At 73.1% G+C, this 16,077-nt stretch carries 15 protein-coding genes; 13 read left to right on the top strand and 2 right to left on the bottom strand.

The features are described 5' to 3' along the window. Window positions 1-286 precede the first annotated feature (286 nt). Genes OG974_RS06815 through OG974_RS06795 form a run of 5 tightly spaced genes read left to right on the top strand, consistent with a single transcriptional unit; the run spans window position 287 to window position 7,746 of the window. Window positions 287-1,555, top strand: coding sequence for a phenylacetate--CoA ligase family protein (locus OG974_RS06815; RefSeq protein WP_371645790.1), 1,269 nt, complete (start codon window positions 287-289; stop codon window positions 1,553-1,555). Beyond that, on the top strand, window positions 1,552-2,886 hold the full coding sequence (locus OG974_RS06810) for an MFS transporter (protein ID WP_371645788.1): 1,335 nt from the start codon (window positions 1,552-1,554) through the stop codon (window positions 2,884-2,886). The genes OG974_RS06815 and OG974_RS06810 overlap by 4 nt, the downstream gene beginning before the upstream one ends. After that, window positions 2,883-4,019 (top strand): GNAT family N-acetyltransferase, encoded by a 1,137-nt coding sequence (locus OG974_RS06805; RefSeq protein ID WP_327281732.1) that lies wholly within the window; start codon window positions 2,883-2,885, stop codon window positions 4,017-4,019. The genes OG974_RS06810 and OG974_RS06805 overlap by 4 nt, the downstream gene beginning before the upstream one ends. Beyond that, complete coding sequence (locus OG974_RS06800; protein WP_327281731.1) at window positions 4,016-5,209, top strand: acyl-protein synthase; 1,194 nt, start codon at window positions 4,016-4,018, stop codon at window positions 5,207-5,209. Before OG974_RS06805 ends, OG974_RS06800 begins: the two co-directional genes overlap by 4 nt. Beyond that, window positions 5,206-7,746, top strand: a complete 2,541-nt coding sequence (locus tag OG974_RS06795; protein WP_371645785.1) for an acyl-CoA reductase — start codon at window positions 5,206-5,208, stop codon at window positions 7,744-7,746. Before OG974_RS06800 ends, OG974_RS06795 begins: the two co-directional genes overlap by 4 nt. Window positions 7,747-7,772: 26 nt before the next feature. Here the strand turns inward: OG974_RS06795 and OG974_RS06790 are convergent, their stop codons facing one another. Further along, complete coding sequence (locus OG974_RS06790) at window positions 7,773-8,414, bottom strand: TetR/AcrR family transcriptional regulator (protein WP_327281729.1); 642 nt, start codon at window positions 8,412-8,414, stop codon at window positions 7,773-7,775. A 118-nt stretch (window positions 8,415-8,532) separates the two neighbouring features. Between OG974_RS06790 and OG974_RS06785 the strand changes: the two genes are divergently transcribed. The 4 genes from OG974_RS06785 to OG974_RS06770 all read left to right on the top strand — a co-directional run bounded on the left by OG974_RS06785 (window position 8,533) and on the right by OG974_RS06770 (window position 12,392). Continuing rightward, window positions 8,533-10,221 carry an ABC-F family ATP-binding cassette domain-containing protein gene (locus tag OG974_RS06785; RefSeq protein ID WP_371645783.1) on the top strand — a complete coding sequence of 563 codons (1,689 nt, stop codon included), beginning with the start codon at window positions 8,533-8,535 and terminating at the stop codon, window positions 10,219-10,221. 44 nt (window positions 10,222-10,265) lie between these two features. Then, entirely contained in the window at window positions 10,266-11,204 is a 939-nt protein-coding gene (locus OG974_RS06780; protein WP_327281727.1) for a virginiamycin B lyase, read from the top strand. A gap of 219 nt (window positions 11,205-11,423) precedes the next feature. Then, window positions 11,424-11,798: a hypothetical protein gene (locus OG974_RS06775; RefSeq protein ID WP_327281726.1), complete on the top strand. Its 375-nt coding sequence runs from the start codon at window positions 11,424-11,426 to the stop codon at window positions 11,796-11,798. 228 nt (window positions 11,799-12,026) lie between these two features. Next, the gene (locus OG974_RS06770) at window positions 12,027-12,392 is read left to right on the top strand and encodes an ArsR/SmtB family transcription factor (protein ID WP_371646750.1); all 366 of its coding nucleotides are present in this window, start codon (window positions 12,027-12,029) and stop codon (window positions 12,390-12,392) included. A gap of 9 nt (window positions 12,393-12,401) precedes the next feature. Here the strand turns inward: OG974_RS06770 and OG974_RS06765 are convergent, their stop codons facing one another. Continuing rightward, entirely contained in the window at window positions 12,402-13,388 is a 987-nt protein-coding gene (locus tag OG974_RS06765) for an NAD-dependent epimerase/dehydratase family protein (protein ID WP_371645781.1), read from the bottom strand. Between the two features lie 194 nt (window positions 13,389-13,582). Between OG974_RS06765 and OG974_RS06760 the strand changes: the two genes are divergently transcribed. The 4 genes from OG974_RS06760 to OG974_RS06745 all read left to right on the top strand — a co-directional run bounded on the left by OG974_RS06760 (window position 13,583) and on the right by OG974_RS06745 (window position 16,056). Next, window positions 13,583-13,873, top strand: a complete 291-nt coding sequence (locus tag OG974_RS06760; RefSeq protein ID WP_327281723.1) for a hypothetical protein — start codon at window positions 13,583-13,585, stop codon at window positions 13,871-13,873. A 65-nt stretch (window positions 13,874-13,938) separates the two neighbouring features. Further along, complete coding sequence (locus OG974_RS06755; RefSeq protein WP_329312641.1) at window positions 13,939-14,328, top strand: hypothetical protein; 390 nt, start codon at window positions 13,939-13,941, stop codon at window positions 14,326-14,328. 132 nt (window positions 14,329-14,460) lie between these two features. Beyond that, a complete protein-coding gene (locus tag OG974_RS06750; protein WP_327281721.1) occupies window positions 14,461-15,666 on the top strand; it encodes a PP2C family protein-serine/threonine phosphatase in 1,206 nt (401 codons plus the stop codon). A gap of 9 nt (window positions 15,667-15,675) precedes the next feature. Continuing rightward, window positions 15,676-16,056 carry a VOC family protein gene (locus OG974_RS06745; RefSeq protein WP_371645777.1) on the top strand — a complete coding sequence of 127 codons (381 nt, stop codon included), beginning with the start codon at window positions 15,676-15,678 and terminating at the stop codon, window positions 16,054-16,056. Window positions 16,057-16,077: the final 21 nt, after the last annotated feature.

Genomic DNA, 16,077 nt, shown 5'->3' with positions numbered 1-16,077 from the left:
TTCCGGGCATTGTCGTGACGGAGCTCCGCAATCGTCGGCGCGGTTTCGGCCCCGCGGGCCGAAAGTCTGTGGTCGTTGGCCGGGGGCGGCCTCGATCGATTTGGCGGTGCGTTCCTTTTGTCTCATCATGTGAACAGACATCAGGTTGAGGCCACGCTCGCCAACTGTGCGCAACGTATGCATTGTTGACTGATCAACGGATGAGAGTGGTGTGAGTTCCACCACTCCCCGACGCGTCGCCTGCGTCCTGTCTCTTTCCACTCTCATCTTTCGAGGTAAAGGCAGCATGCCCGTCCAGCAGTTTTCAGACCTCGTGCGTTTCGCCCGCGACCGTTCCCCTTTCTATGCCGACCTCTATGCGGACCTGCCGCCGCACGTGAGCCGGATCACCGACGTCCCCGTCGTGGACCAGGACAAGTTCTGGGCCGCCAACACCCTGCACGACAACGGCGTCCTGACCGCGCCCCTCGGGGAAGCCGTCGTGTTCAAAACGGGCGGCACCACGGGCACCCCGCGCTTCTCCTGCTACACCCGCGAGGAATGGCGGGAGTTCGTCACGGCCTTCGGCTCCGGGATGGTCGACGCCGGCCTGCGCCCCGGCCACCGGGTCGCCGACCTCTTCTACGCCGGTGAGCTCTACGCCAGCTTCCTGTTCATCCTGGATTCGCTCGCCCACGCCCCGGTCGCCAACGTCCGGCTGCCCATAGGCGGCGGCGCCCCGCTGGACTCGACGGCTGCCACACTGGAGGACTTCGCCGCCCAGGTCGTCGCCGGCACACCGACCACCCTGTGCCGCCTCGCCGAGCACCTGACCTCCACCGGCCGCCAACTGCCCGGCGTCGAGTTCCTGTTCTTCGGTGGCGAAGCCCTCTTCGCCGATCAGCGCCGCCTCCTCGCGGCCGCCTTCCCGCAGGCCACGCCCCGTTCGCTCGGCTACGCCAGCGTCGACGGCGGCCTGCTCGGCCGGCCGGTGGCCGGGACCGACCCGCGCACGCACCGCCCGTTCGCCCCGCACACCGTCGTCGAGATCCTCGACGAGAGCACCGGCGAGCCGATCCGAGAGCCGGGCCGCCCCGGACGGGTCGTCGTCACCCAGCTCTTCCGCCGCCTCATGCCCGTCATCCGCTACCCCGCCGGCGACCGCGCGGAGTGGACCGACACCGAAGGCGGCGCGTTCCGGATCCTGGGCCGAGCCGAGGAAGGCGTACGCGTCGGACCCGTCTCGCTGTACTGGCAGGACGCCACGGACTGCGTCGCCGAAGCCGACACCGAGGGCCGTGTCACGGGCATGCAGCTCGTCGTCCGCCGCTGGGATGGCCGCGACGGCCTCGTCCTGCGCCTGGCCACCGCCCCCGGCCAGGACCCGGCCGTCCTGGACGTGCTCGCCAAGGAGGTCGTCAACGGGCTGAACACCGCCCGGCCGCTCTACCCCGACAGCGTGGCCGCCGGATTCGTCCACCCGCTGCACGTCGAATGGGCCCGCCACCGCGACCTGGTGGTCAACACCCGCTCCGGCAAGCTCGTCCGCGTCATCGACGAGAGGCCCACCGCATGACCGCGCCGACCGTTCCCGCCGGCCGCCGACTGCCCCTCGTCCTGCGCAATCGCGCCTTCGGCACCGTATGGCTGGGCCAGGTCTTCACCCAGGCCGCCGTGCGCATGTTCCAGGTGGGCATCTCCTGGTGGCTCATCAGCGACGCCGCTTCCGGAGCCGGCGGCTCCGCGGCCGGACTGTTCATGGCCGTCAGCACACTGCCCGCCGTCGTCCTCGCGCCGCTCGTGGCCCGCGCCATCGCCCGCTTCGCCCACCGCTCGCTGCTGCGCACGGCGGCCGGAGGCGCGGGGGCGGCCGCCGCCGCGCTCGCCGTCTGGGCCTGCGCGAGCGACCTGCCCGTCGCCGCGGCCTACGCCGCCGCCCTCGCCCTGGCGACCTGCCAGGCCTTCTTCGACCCGTGCCTGACCACCTCCGTGCCCGAGCTCGTGGACGACGGGGACATCGAGGCCGCGACGGGCTTCGAGCTGTCCACCCAGTCTCTGGCGAGCCTCGGCGGAGCCCTGCTCGGCGCCCTCGTCGTGGACGGGGCCGGGGTGGCCGGCCTCGCCGCGGGCTGCGCCGCCGCGTACGTCACGGCCGCCCTGCTCATCGCGACCGTACGCTTCCGCACTGCGGCCTCCGCTGCCGCTGCCGGTCCCGTCCCGGACGCCGTCGCCGAGGCGGCCGAGGCGGAATCGCGGGCTCCGCGCCGGACCCTGCGCCAGATCCTGGGCGCCGTGCCGTACGTCCGCGGCATCCTGCTCTGCTTCACCGCGGCCAACCTGTTCACCACGGCCGTCTTCGTCGTCATGCCGCTGTACACCGCCTCGGTGCTGCACGGCGACGGCGCCACCGTCGCCCTCCTGGAGGCGTCGCTCGGCGTGGGCACGCTCGTCGGTTCCTTCACCGGTGCACGGGTGCCCGGCCGGCCGGCCGTCGTCGGCACCGCCTGCCTGGCCACGATGGCCGCCGCCCTCGCCGTCCCCGGCCTGATCGCCGCCCGGCCCGTCATCGCAGGGAGCCTGCTCGTGACCGGCTGGTGCGTCGGGGTGATCGGGGTCCGCTTCGTCGCCCTGTTCCAACGGCTGGTCCCGGCCGCCGACAAACCCGCGTTCTTCGCGGTCATGCAGGCCGTCCTCGGCTCGACCTTCCCGGTCGCCTCGCTGCTCTTCGGGTTCCTCGGCGACCACCTCAGCGCGCAGACGCTGTGCCTGGTCCAGGCGGCCGGACTCGTACCCGCCGCCCTCGCCCTGGCCCTGCTGCCCGGCCACTCGCGCTCGGCGGCCGGAACCGCCGCCGCGACCCCTTCCGCGCCCGCGCCGGCGCAGACCCCCGTAGGAGGCGCGCGATGACCGCCGCGATCGAGCAGGCCACCGCGGCCGACATCGCCGATCTCCGCCAGCTCTACTACGCCGTCTACGGGCCGCACTACCCCACGGCCCTCGGCACCGACCCAGCCGAGATGTCCCGGCTCATCCAGGACCCGCACACCCTCTGGCTCGTCGCCCGCTGCCCCCGGACCGGCGCCCTCGCCGGATCGGCCGCGGTCCACAGCGAACCCGGCAGCCGCATCGGCCGCCTCGAAGGGCTCGCCGTCCACCCCGACCAGCGCGGATCCGGGCTCGCCGGGCAGCTGACCGAGGCCGTCTGCGCCGGCACGCTCGACGCCGGGACGCTCGACTCGGTGTACGCCACCGTCCGTACGGTCAGCGCCGGACCCCAGCGCGTCGTGGCCCGCAACGGTTTCCGCCCCCTCGGCATCCTGCCCAACGCAGTGGACCTCAGCAGCCGCGAGAGCCTCGCACTCTACGCGCGTCACTCGCCCGGGGTGCTGGACCGACGGGTGCCCGTCGCCGAGGTGCCCGCCTCCCTGCTGCCGCTCCTGCGCACCGCCGAGGCGAGCCTCGGCATCAGCTACGCGGACGCCCGGCCCACCCCGCCGGTGCCGGCGCCCGCCGGGACCGCCGCACGACCGCTGGAGATGATCGAGGCGCCGGCCTTCGTCCGCCGCCGCTTCCACGAGCACTTCCCCGACACCGGCCGTTGGTTCTACCCGCTGCACACCCCCAACGTCCTCCTCACCCCCGACGACGGCGGTTTCGAGGTGTACGCCTACCTCAACCGCACCGGCGGCTACTGCGCCCTGGTCGCCGCCCACCCCGACCCGGTAGCCGCCGCGGGCTGGCTGGAGCCGGTGACCCGGACCCTGACCCGCGCCGGCGCCGGCTACGTCGAGGCACTCGTACCCCTGGAACACCACGCCGCGCTCTCCGCCTTCGCCGCCCAGGGCTTCATCGCCGGGGCCCTGTACCCGGCCATGCGCCGCGACGGGGACGGGTTCCACGACTACGTGGTGATGTCCCGCACCGCCGAGCACATCGATTTCCGCGGCCTGGTCGTCGACCCGCCGCTCCGGCCCTTCCTCGATTCCTATGTGTCGGCCTGGGCGTCGACGCATCTGCCCGTACGTGAGGCTGCTTCATGACCCCTTCCACGACCCCCTCCGCGACTCCTGCCACGACCCCCTCGAAACCCCATCTCGCCCCCGTCGACGTCCCCGACGCCGCGGCCCTCGACCGGGTGCAGCAGCTGTGCGACCTGACCGAGCCGTACACCTACGGCCCCGCCGAGGAAGAGCTGTTCGCCGCAGCCATGGCGCAGACCAACGCCTGGCACCGCGACCGCTCCCCGTTCTTCCGCAGCCTGTACGACGGCGAGCGGCCGGACACCCCGTACGCGGCGCCCCTGGTGCACGCGAACTTCTTCAAGCGCCACGAGGTCCTGTCCGTACCCGAGGAACAGGTGCACCTGCACCTGACCTCCTCCGGCACCACCGGACAGAAGTCGCAGATGTTCTTCGACGAGTGGACCATCCGGTCCGCCCAGCGCATGGTCGCCCGCATCTTCGACCACAACGGCTGGATCACTCCCGACCAGCCGGTCAACTACCTGCTCTACAGCTACGAGCCCGCCCGCGACCTGAACCTCGGCACCTCGTTCACCGACAACTACCTGTGCGACTTCGCGCCGGCCCGGCAGGTCGAGTACGCCCTGCGCAACACCGGCAACGGGCACGAGTTCGACCCCTTCGGCTGCGTCGCCGCGCTGCGCCGCTTCGCCGAGGACGACGTACCCGTCCGCATCCTCGGCTTCCCGGCCTTCCTCTGGTTCACCCTGGAACGGATGCGGGCCATGGGCCTGCCCCCGCTGGAGCTGCCGGAAGGCTCGCTGATCATCCTCGGCGGCGGCTGGAAGGGCCACACCGACCGGCAGATCGGCAAGCACGAGCTGTACGCGCGCGTCACCGAGCAGTTGGGCATCCCCTCGGAACGCATCCGCGACACCTTCGGCTCAGTCGAGCACTGCATCCCGTACATCGAGTGCTCGCACCACAACCTCCACGCACCCGTCTGGTCCCGCGTCTTCATCCGCTCCACCCGCACCCTCGAACCCCTCCCGTACGGCGAACGCGGCTATCTGCACCTGGTGTCCCCGTACATCACCTCCGTACCGGCGCAGAGCGTCGTCATGGGCGACCTCGCCTCCCTGCACCCGGGTGAGGAGTGCGGCTGCGAGCTGGCCACCGAATGGTTCACGATCCACGGCCGCGCCGGCGTCAGCCGCAACCGCAGCTGTGCCGTGGCCGCCGCCGAACTGATGAAGGGAATGTCATGACCGACACCATCAACCACCACTACTGGCAGGGCACCTTCATCGGGGACGAGGAGGCCGCCCGCCGCCTGGCCACCTTGCCCGCCGTCGTCGAGGCCGCGCTCGCCGCGCCGCTGGACACCGAGACCGTCCTGGCCGCCTGCGACGCGCTCTCCCGCGCGCTGCGCGACCCCGGCCACCGGGTACGGGAGCGGCTGGCCCCGCACCTGCCGGCGGGCGGCGACGGGGCCGACGGCGCGGCCGGCGAAGCGGACGCCGGCGAACTCCTCGGCGAACTCGCCGACTTCCTCAGCCGCGGTGCCCTCACCCGCAAGCTGCGCCGCGAACTCGGCGGCACCGCCCCGCAGCGGCTGAACCGCCCCGACGCCAAGGAGACGGTCTACGAGGCCTGGGCGCCCGTCGGTCTCGTCGCCCACATAGCCCCCGGCAACGCCGCCACCGTCGCCCCGCTCAGCCTGATCGAGGGACTCCTCGCCGGGAACGTCAACGTCCTCAAGACCAGCAGCTCCGACACCTTCCTCGCCCAGCACCTCCTCGCCGAACTCGCCGCGCAGGACCCGACCGGTGCCCTCGCCGAGCGGATCATCGTGCTGCGCTTCCCCTCCTCCCGCCAGGAGTGGCTGCGCCTGATGTGCGCCCCCGCCGACGCCGTCGCGGTCTGGGGCGGCGAGGGCGCCGTCGAGGGCGTCGCCGCCCACGTCCCGGCCGGCTGTCGCCTGGTGGAGTGGGGCCACAAGATCTCCTTCGCCTACCTCACCCGGGACGCCTGGGCCGACGGGGCGACCCTGACCGCCCTCGCCGAGGACGTCTGCCGCTTCGAGCAGCAGGCCTGCTCCAGCCCCCAGGTCGTCTACCTCGACACCGACACCGTGGACACCGACGCACTGCACGCGTTCGCCGAGCGCCTCGCCGCGGCCCTGGCCGCGCAGCCGGCCCCCGCCGAGGCGGACCTCGACCCGGCCGAGTACGCCGAACTGACCACCACCGAGCACCTCGCCCGGCTGGAGGAGCACCTCGGCCTCACCCGCGTCCTCGCCGCCCCCGACGGCACCTGGCGCGTCATGGCCGACACCCGCCCGGCCCTCACCGCGTCACCGCTGCACCGCAGCGTCTGGGTCAAACCGCTGCCCCGCAAGGACCTCATGGGGACGCTGCGCCCGATGCGCCGCTACCTCCAGACGGCGGGCATCGCGGGCAGCCGCACCGACACCGCCGAGCTCTCCGGCCTGGTCCTGGCCGCCGGGGCCACCCGGGTCACCCCCGTCGGCGCCATGACGGCGGGCTACGCCGGCGAACCGCACGACGGTGTCTACGCCCTCCAGCGCTACAGCCGCCGCGTCGCCGTCCAGGCCGACGAGCGGTTCGCCACCACCGCCTGCCTCGACGACCTCGCCCGCCCGGCCGTCTTCCCGCCGGCCACCGGGCCGCTGCTGGACAAGGCCGCCGTCCAGGACCTCAATGGCGGGGTCGACCGGGGCGACGCCGAGCTGTACTTCCGCAGTGGCGGCAGCACCGGTAAGCCCGCCCTGTCGCTGTTCACGTACGAGGACTACGACACGCAGATGCGCGCCGCAGCCCGCGGCCTGCTCGCCGCCGGCTACGACCCGGCCCGCGACCGTACCGCCAACCTCTTCTACTGCGGCGGCATGTACGGCGGGTTCATCAGCTTCTTCTCCATCCTGGAGCGCCTCGGTGGCGTCCAGATGCCGATGGCGGCGGGCTCCGACCACCGGGCCACCGCGGAGATGATCGCCGCGTACGAGGTCGACACGCTCTTCGGCATGCCCTCCTACCTCTGGCAGCTCCTGCACGAGGAAGCCGGCCTCCTGCGTTCCTACGGCGGCCTCCGCAAGATCTACTACGGCGGCGAGCACTTCACCGAGGAGCAGCGCCGCACCCTCACCGAGACGTTCGGCATCGAGGTCATCCACTCCATCACCTACGGCAGCACCGACCTCGGCCCCCTCGGCTACCAGTGCACGCACAGCGCCGGCAGCGTCCACCACCTGCACGCCGACCTGCACACCCTGGAGATCGTCGACGTCGACGAGGACCGCCCGGTGGCACCGGGGGAGACCGGCCGGCTCGTCTTCACCACCCGGGCGCGCCGCGGCCAGCACCTCGACCGGTACGTCATCGGTGACCTCGGACGCGCCCTGCCCGGGCGCTGCCCCTGCGGCAGTCATGCCCCGCGCTTCGAACTGCTGGGGCGGCTGGGAGAGGTGATGCGCGTGGCCACGTACTTCCTCAACTACCGCCGTTTCGTGTCCATCGCGGGGGAGCGGCTGGGGTACGGCGGTGAGCTCCAGGTCGTCCTGACCGCAGGCGCTGCCCGCGAGGGCCTCACCCTCCGGATGGAGAGCACCCACGCCCCGGACCCGGACCGGGCGCGCGAGGCCTTCCTGGCGGCGTACCCGGAGGTGCGGTCGGCGGTGGCGGAGCAGCTGCTCGACTTCACGGTCGAGGCGGTGGACGGAGCGGACCTGGCCCGTACGGCCACCAGCGGGAAGCTGCTGGCGGTGGTCGACCGCAGGCGCTAGCGGCGGCCGGGCGGAGCGGCAGGCCGCTACCCGTCCGCGGGAGCAGGGCAGGCGAAGGCCCCCGCCCGCGCCGCCGTGGTCGCGGCGCGGGCGGCCCGGCGCGGGAGCGCGGGGTCGGCTGTGGCCCGGAGCAGCAGGAGTTCGTGGTAGAGCGGGGCCGTCGCGGTGACGAGGACGGCGCGCGGGTCGGTGGCGGCGGGAGCTTCACCCCGGGCCACCGCCCGCGTGACGACCGGAGCCGAGCGTGCGTAGCGGTCGTCCCAGAAGCCACTCAGGGCCCGGGCTGCGTCCTCGGACCGGAACGACGCCGCGATCAGGGCCGTGGTGAGGGTGGGGTCGCCGGCCAGGGCGTCGAAGACCTCCTGGTTCAGGGCCGTGAGATCCCCCTCCAGCGATCCGGTGTCGGGCGGACCCCAGGAGTCGTCCGAGGCGGAATCGAGCAGATCGACGAGCAGCCCGCCCACGTCCCGCCATCGGCGGTAGACGGTCGTCCGGTGCACGTCCGCGCGGGCCGCCACCGCATCCACGGTGAGGCGGTCGTAGCCGTCTTCGACCAACAGCTCGCCCACTGCCGCGAGGACTTGGCTGCGGATCCGGGCGCCGCGACCGCCGGTGCGCTTGCGGACGACCCGTTCAGGAAGATCGCTTGCGGAGGGAGGAGAGTCCATGCAAGGATTTTAACGCAACTAATGTCTCTTTAGGGAGTGGTTCCCATGGTCCACAGCAGCGCGTTCGTCCCGCACCCCTCCATACCCACCCACCGCTGCGACCGATCGGAACACCCCCATGACCGCACAGCTCAGCGCCCTTGACGTCACCAAGTCCTACAACGGCCGCCTCGTCCTGGAATCCGTCACCTGCTCCGTTCCCGCCGGAGGGCGCCTCGGCGTGGTCGGGGAGAACGGCTCCGGCAAGTCCACGCTGCTCCGCCTCTTCGCAGGCCTGGAGGTCCCCGACCGCGGCGAGGTCTTCGCGCACGCCGACGGCGGGATCGGCCACCTCGCGCAGGAGGAGCAGCTCCCCGCCCACCACACCGTGCAGCGGATCCTCGACCGCGCCCTGAGCGAACTGCACGCCATGGAGCGGCGGATGCGCCTGCTCGAAGCGGCCATGGCCGACGGGATCGAGCACGGGGCGGGACGGGAAGCCGGCCGGCCCACCGTCCTCGCGGAGTACGCCGACCTGCTGGCCGCGTACGAACTGCGCGGCGGATACGACGCCGACGCACGCGTCGAGCGCACCCTGAACGGCCTCGGCCTGGTGAAGCTGCCCCGGGACCGCACCGTAGGCCGCCTCTCGGGCGGGGAACGGGTCCGCCTGCGCCTCGCCTCCCTCCTCGTGGCCGCGCCCGAGGTGCTCCTCCTCGATGAACCCACCAACCACCTCGACGACAACGCCCTGAGCTGGCTCGAAGACCACCTGCGGGGCCGTGCCGGCACGACCGTCGCCGTCTCGCACGACCGCGTGTTCCTCGACCGGGTGACCACCGCACTGTGGGAGGTGGATGCGGACCGCCACCTCGTCACCCGGTACGGCAACGGCTACGCCGGCTACCTGGCCGCCAGGACCGCAGAGCGGCAGCGCCGCGCCGACGCCCACGCCGCCTGGCGCGCCGAGGTGGCCCGGCTGCGCGAGACCGCTTCGGTGACCGCCCGCCGGGTGGCACCCGGCCGGGTGATGAAGGACGGCAACAAGATGGCGTACGACCGTGCGGCGGGGCGGGTCCAGTCCTCGCTGGCCTCCCGGGTCCGCAACGCCCGGGAGCGCCTGGACCGGCTCCTCGCCCACCCGGTGCCCGCGCCGGCGGAGCCGCTGCGCTTCTCACCCACGCTGCGCGGCGCCGGTGCGCGCGGCCTGTTGCTCCACGCGGCCGGGGTCGCGGTGGCGGGTCGGCTGGCACCCGTGGGCCTGAGCCTCTCGGCAGGTGACCGCATCCTGATCACGGGTGCGAACGGGGTCGGGAAGACCACCCTGTTGGACGTCCTGGCCGGCACGGCCGTCCCGGACCGGGGGCACGTCGTTCGCCCCGGCGGCGTACGGACGGTGTACCTGCCGCAGCTGCCCGAGCCCGGTCCGGCCGGGCACAGCGCGCTCGCCGCGTTCGGGCGGGGGCGGGCGGGCAGCGCCGAAGAGCACGCCGAACGGCTGCTGGCCCTGGGGCTGTTGGACCGCAGCTGCCTGGAGGTGCGGATCGCGGACCTCTCCGCGGGGCAGCGGCAGCGGCTCGCGCTGGCCCGCACGGTCTGCGAACCGGCCGACGTCCTGCTGCTGGACGAGCCGACCAACCACCTTTCACCCGCCCTGATCGAGGAGTTGGAAGCCGCCCTCGCCGGATTCCCGGGAGCGGTCGTCCTCGTGAGCCACGACCGGAGGCTGCGCTCCCGGTGGCGGGGCCGGCAGCTGGCGCTGCACGCGCCCGCGCACGCGCCCGCGCATGGGCACGCGCACGCCTCCGCGGCCCCGGCGGCCGCATGACGCCCCCACGTCCACGCCCCACCTCCCCCCGGAAAGAGGCCTCCGTGCCCGTGCCTTCTGCGACGTCTCCCGAGCCCTCCGGTCGACCCGCGCCCACCGTGTTCCCCGTCCCGGACCCGGCCTCGGGTCCGTACGCGCTCACCGCCGGCCCCGACGGCGCGCTGTGGTGCACCCTCGTCCACGCGGGCGCCGTCGCCCGCCTGGCCCCCGACGGGCAACTGGCCACGTACGCCCTGGACTCGACCTCCTGCGGTCCGTCGCTGATCACCGCCGGACCGGACGGCGCCCTCTGGTTCACCCGCACCCAGGACCACCGGATCGGCCGCATCACGATCGGCGGCGAGGCCTGCTCGTACGCCGTCCCCGGCCCCGGCAGCGGCCCGTACGGCATCACCGCGGGCCCCGACGGCGCCCTCTGGTTCACACAGCTGTACGCCGACAGGATCGGCCGGATCACCACGGACGGCGAGGTCACGGAGTTCCCGCTGCCCGTGGCCGGCGCGTTCCCCTCCATGATCGCGGCGGGGGAGGACGGTGGACTGTGGTTCACCCTCAACCAGGCGCACGCGATGGGGCGGATCGCCATGGACGGCGACGTCACCGTGCACCCTCTGCCCACCGCGCAGGCCGCTCCCGTGGGGATCTGCGCGGGCCCCGACGGATCGATGTGGTTCACCGAGATCGGGGCCGGCCGGATCGGCCGGATCACGCCCCTCGGCGAGATCGCCGAGTTTCCGCTCGCCGACGCGGTCTGCCGCCCCCACGCGATCACCTCCGGCCCCGACGGCCGGCTCTGGTTCACCGAGTGGGGCTCGGGCCGGATCGGCTGCATCACCCCGGCGGGCCGGGTCGACTCGTACCCGCTCGACCCGCCCGGCAGCGAGCCCCACGGCCTGGCCTTCGGCCCGGACGGCGCCCTGTACGTGGCACTGGAACACGGGGCGATCGCCCGGTTCGACGTCGGCCGGTCCGGGAACGGCTGACGGGACGTGGAGCCTGGCCACGGGTCCGGACGTGGGTCCGGACGCGAGCGCGGCCGTGCGTGCCGGGCGGATCTTAGACGGAGGAGGGGAGGTTTTTCGTCAAATCTCCCGTTCTTCTCACGTTGCCGCGCACGCTCAGTAGCGTCAGCCTCACAAGTGGTCCGGTGTGCAGCGCAAGCGGCGCCGGCCGTGAACGCGGAGATGAGGGAGCGCGCACCGATGGCGAATGTGGAAGTCTCGTTGAAGGAGACGATGACCTCGATCGAGGGCACCCTGGGGGTCGCCCTGGTCGACTACACCAGCGGAATGGCACTGGGAGTGCTCGGTGGTGGCAAAGACCTCGACCTGGCGGTCGCGGCAGCGGGAAACACCGATGTGATCCGGGCCAAGGTCCGCGCCATGGAAATGCTCGGCCTGAACGACGAGATCGAAGACCTGCTCATCACCCTCGGGAACCAGTACCACCTGATCCGGCTGCTGCGGGGCCGGGGAACCAACGGGCTGTTCCTGTACGTGGTACTGAACAAGGCGAACTCCAATCTGGCCATGGCCCGACACCAGCTCAAGCGCATCGAATCCGCTTTGGAGATCTAGGCGTCGCAATCTCGGGCCCACGCATGCCCACGAATTGAAGAACTCTTCAATCCGGCACATCCGAAATTGGTCAAGCAGGGGCATGCGTGGGCCCATCGGGCGGAATGATGGGTACAGGCGGGCGGGCAACTCACCGGCCCCGGGCCGCACACACGGGTCGAAGCAAGGGCGGGAGCGTTCGTGGGCAAGCAGGTACCCCTGTACCAGGCGAAAGCCGAGTTCTTCCGCATGCTCGGACACCCCGTCAGGATCCGTGTTCTGGAGCTCCTGCAGAACGGTCCGAGGCCCGTACGCGAACTCCTCGCCGAGATCGACATCGAGCCGTCCAACCTGTCCCAGCAACTGGCGGTCCTGCGCCGCTCCGGCATCGTCGTCTCCACGCGCGACGGCGCGACGGTCAACTACGCCCTCGCAGGGGGCGACGTCGCCGAACTCCTGCGCGCGGCCCGCCGCATCCTGACCGAGCTGTTGGCGGGCCAGAGCGAACTCCTCGCCGAACTACGGCAAGTGGAACCCCGAACCGGTCGTGCGGGAACCGGTGCCGGAAGCGGCGCCGGAAACAGTGCGGGAAGCGGTGCGGGGCCCGGCCGCTGAGCCGCCGCGTCAGCCGAGCGCGTCGAGGAGCACGCGCTCGCGACCGGCACTGAGGCCGGCCCGCCGTTCCCGCTCCAGACCCTGCGCGCGCTCCCACACCAGCGTGTCGGCCAGCAGCTCCGCCCGCGGCCGGTGCCGGAGCCCGGCGGCACGAGCCGCGGAACCGTCCCGGGCCGACCATCCCTCCCAGCCCGTCTCGGCCAGCCACATCGGCAGCGATTCGGCGCCCATGTACTGGGCCACGCCGTGCGCGAGCAGCCACGCCGAGTCGGCGCCGACCACCGGACCGGTGTGCCCGCCCGTCGTGCGGGACAGCTCGATCCACTCCCGGAGCGCAACGACCGGACCGACCGCGTCGTACGTACCCGTGCACTGCCGCTCCGCGGCGTCGAGCAGCCAGGCACTGAGGTCCCGTGCATCGATGACCTGGGTCGGGGCCGCCGGCACGGCGGGAACCAGCATCGGCCCGTGCGGATCGCGCGCGGCGCGGGCCACCCAGTAACCGGAGCGCCCGCTGTGGTCCCCCGGGCCGCCGATGAGCCCGGCGCGCGCGATGAGCAGGCGCTCGCCGAGGGCAGTCTGCGACGCCTGCTCGCAGGTCACCTTCGCCTCGCCGTACAGTGCCCGGTCCACTTCGCTCCGGTCCGTCGGGGGGAGGAGGCCCGCGGATTCGTCCGCGCCCGCTTCGGCGTGGGAGGCGTAGGCGCTGACCGACGAGACGTACGTCCAGTGCCGGGCCCTGCCGCCCAGCGCGTCGAGCGCGCCGCGGACGAATCCCGGCTGCCACGACACCTCGACGACCGCGTCCCAGTCGCGGCCCCGCAGCGGCTCGTACGCCGCGGGATCGTGCCGGTCGGCCGCCACCAACCGTGCCCCGTCGGCGACTTCACCGCTCTCGCCGCGGGCGAGGCACGTCACCCGGTGGCCGCGCGCGATCGCCTGCCGGGACAGCTCCCGGCCCACCCATGCCGTCCCGCCCAGAACCAAGATCTCCATACCGCCACCCAAGCACCGGGGCGCTCGAACATCCAGCCGGATTCGCGGAAGGCGGACGGCGGACGGCGGACGGCGGATGGCGGAGGCCGACGGCGGACGGATGACGGCCGACGGTTGACGCGATCGGCGGACGCGAACGGGGCGCGGCATCGGGATACCGGCCGGCCGGCCGGGCGGTGGCTAGCCTGGGCTGCATGAACCCCTCCGTCGAGCCCGACCCCGCCTCCACACCGACCCCCGGCCGGTACACCGTCGTCCTGCGCCCGGGCCTCACCGAGCCCGGCGCCGCCGCCTCCCCCCGCCGGGGCGTGCTGCGTACGGCACTGGTCGTGGCCACCGGCGAATACGGGGCCTCGGGCTATCCGCGGTACGAGGGCGAGGGCGTCCAGGCCGACATCGACCCCGAGACCCGAACCGTCGAGGCGGTGACGCTCGACGGCGCGGAACTCCCGTACGGCTGGGTGGCCCAACTGTCCGACACCTGAGCCGGGGTCGAGTGCCGGGCCCGTGTGTAGCCTGAAGGCACGTTCGAACGGATGGGGCCCTGAAGGTGGACACCGACCGCCGGCACACTGCGATCCGGCTGCCCGAGGGCTCCTGGTGGGACTGGGAAGTGATCTCCTGGACTCCCGTGGAGCTCCGGCTGGCCGCCGGCCGTGACCTCACGTACTCCCACGGCCTGGAGCTCGTCTTCGGCGACCCCGTCTACGTCAGCTGCCCGGCGATGTTCCAGGACCCGGTCTTCCGGGAGCCGGCTGCCGACGAGGTGCGGCGGGTCGTCGAGGGGCTCGGTGAACAGCCCTCCGTGCTGGTTGCCTTCGAGGCTGATGGGGGTGGCCCGGCGCCGGTGTCCTGCCTCATCGCCGCGGAGCGGGTCGAGGTCGTGCGCGGGGTCGTGCCGAGGGCGGAGGGCCGGCGTCGGGGGCAGTCCGTGCCGTGACGGTCGGCGGTCGGTGGCTCCCCGGCTGCCCGTCCGCGGTGATCCGTGCGACCGGCAGGCGCGCGGCGTGCGTGCGGGCGGCGGGAGGTGCTGGTGGAATGGCCTCTTCGGCTGCCGGGCCGGGGAGGTGTCTTGTCGGAGCATGACGGGAGGTCCGCCGGGCCCCCTGCGGAGTACGAGGCGTTGCTCGCGCGGCTCCACGCGACGGAAGCCGCGGCCGAGCAGATCGGGACGAGGCCCAACGAGACCGCCATCTGCGAGGAACTGGCCGGATTCCTCTTCCGGAACCTCTGCGACGCCGTCGCGGTGGACCTGCGGGCCGAGGACGGCCGCCTGAACCGCATCGCGGCGGCCGGGGCGGTCGGCCTGCTGGCGGCGCGCCCCGGCGGGTCGCCCTCCGTACGGGCCGTGGACGGCGGGCACCCCCTCTCCGAGTGGACGGTGCTCGCAAGCGGCACTCCCGTACACCTCCTGTCCGTGCCGCTGCCGGCCCGGAACCGGGTGTACGGCGAGGTGGTGGCCGTACGCGCGCAGGGCCGCTTCAGCGACCACGAAGCGGCGACGATCCACTTCACGGCCCGTCTCGCGGCGATGCACCTGGGCCATGCCCGGGAGCTGGCCGCCACCGAGGACACCGCGATGCACCTGCAGCGGGCGCTGGTGTCCGAGCCGGGCCGTCCGCACCCCAACCTGGAGATGGCCAGCCGCTATCTGCCGGTCGGCACCGGGGCCCTGGTGGGCGGGGACTGGTTCGAGACGGTGCGGCTCCACTTCGGCCGGACCCTGTTGGTGGTCGGGGACGTGATGGGCCACGGGCTCGCTGCCGCGGTGGACATGAACGCCTACCGCTCGACGCTGCGCGACGTGGCCGCCACCGACCTCGCCCCGCACCGCGTGCTGCGCCAGCTGGACGCGCTGGTGGCCGAGGACCCGGCCCGCCGGCCGGCCACCTGTCTGCTGGTACGGGTCGACCCCACGCGCGGTGTCGCGGACTTCGCCAGCGCCGGCCATCTGCCGCCGGCGGTCTTCGGAGCGGACAGCACGGCCGCGCTGGTCGAGGTCCCCGTGGGTCCGCCGCTGGGCACCGGTGTCGGCGGCTACGAGGGCATCACCCGGGCCATCACCACCGAGGAGACCCTGCTGATGTTCACCGACGGGCTGGTGGAGCGGCGGGGCGAGGACATCGACCTGTCGCTGGCCCGGCTGGCGGGGCTGCGGCTGCCGGTGGGTGCGGCGGTGGAGGAGCTGGTGGACGCGGTGGTGGCGGGCCTGGACGCCCGCCATGCCGAGGACGACGTCGCCGTACTCGCGGCCCGCATCCGCCGCCGCAGGGCGTAGGCTCGCCGCATGCCGCTGGAGTGGGAACAGGCCGTCGTGGACGCCCGGGACCCGGCCGCTCTGGGCCGTTGGTGGGCACGGGCGCTGGGGTGGGTCGTCGTGAACGACTCGCCGGACGAGTTCGAGATCCGCCCGGCCCCCGACCGGCTGCCGGGGCTGATCTTCGAACCGGTGACGGCGCCGAAGCCGGAGCGGTCGAAGAACCGCCTCCACTTGGACTTCCGCCCGGTCGACCAGGCGGCGGAAGTCGAGTGCCTCCTCGAACTCGGGGCCCGCCACGCCGATGTGGGCCAGGGCGAGGACGTGACATGGGTGGTCCTCGCGGACCCGGAGGGCAACGAGTTCTGCATCCTGTCCTCCCGCCGGGGTCGTGACCTCAAGACGACGTGAGGGTGCGGAGTCGTCTGCGGT

This window comes from Streptomyces sp. NBC_00597 (assembly GCF_041431095.1).
Lineage (GTDB): Bacteria > Actinomycetota > Actinomycetes > Streptomycetales > Streptomycetaceae > Streptomyces.
Note: the sequence above shows the minus strand (reverse complement) of the source record. Positions and strands in the feature narration are given on the sequence as shown.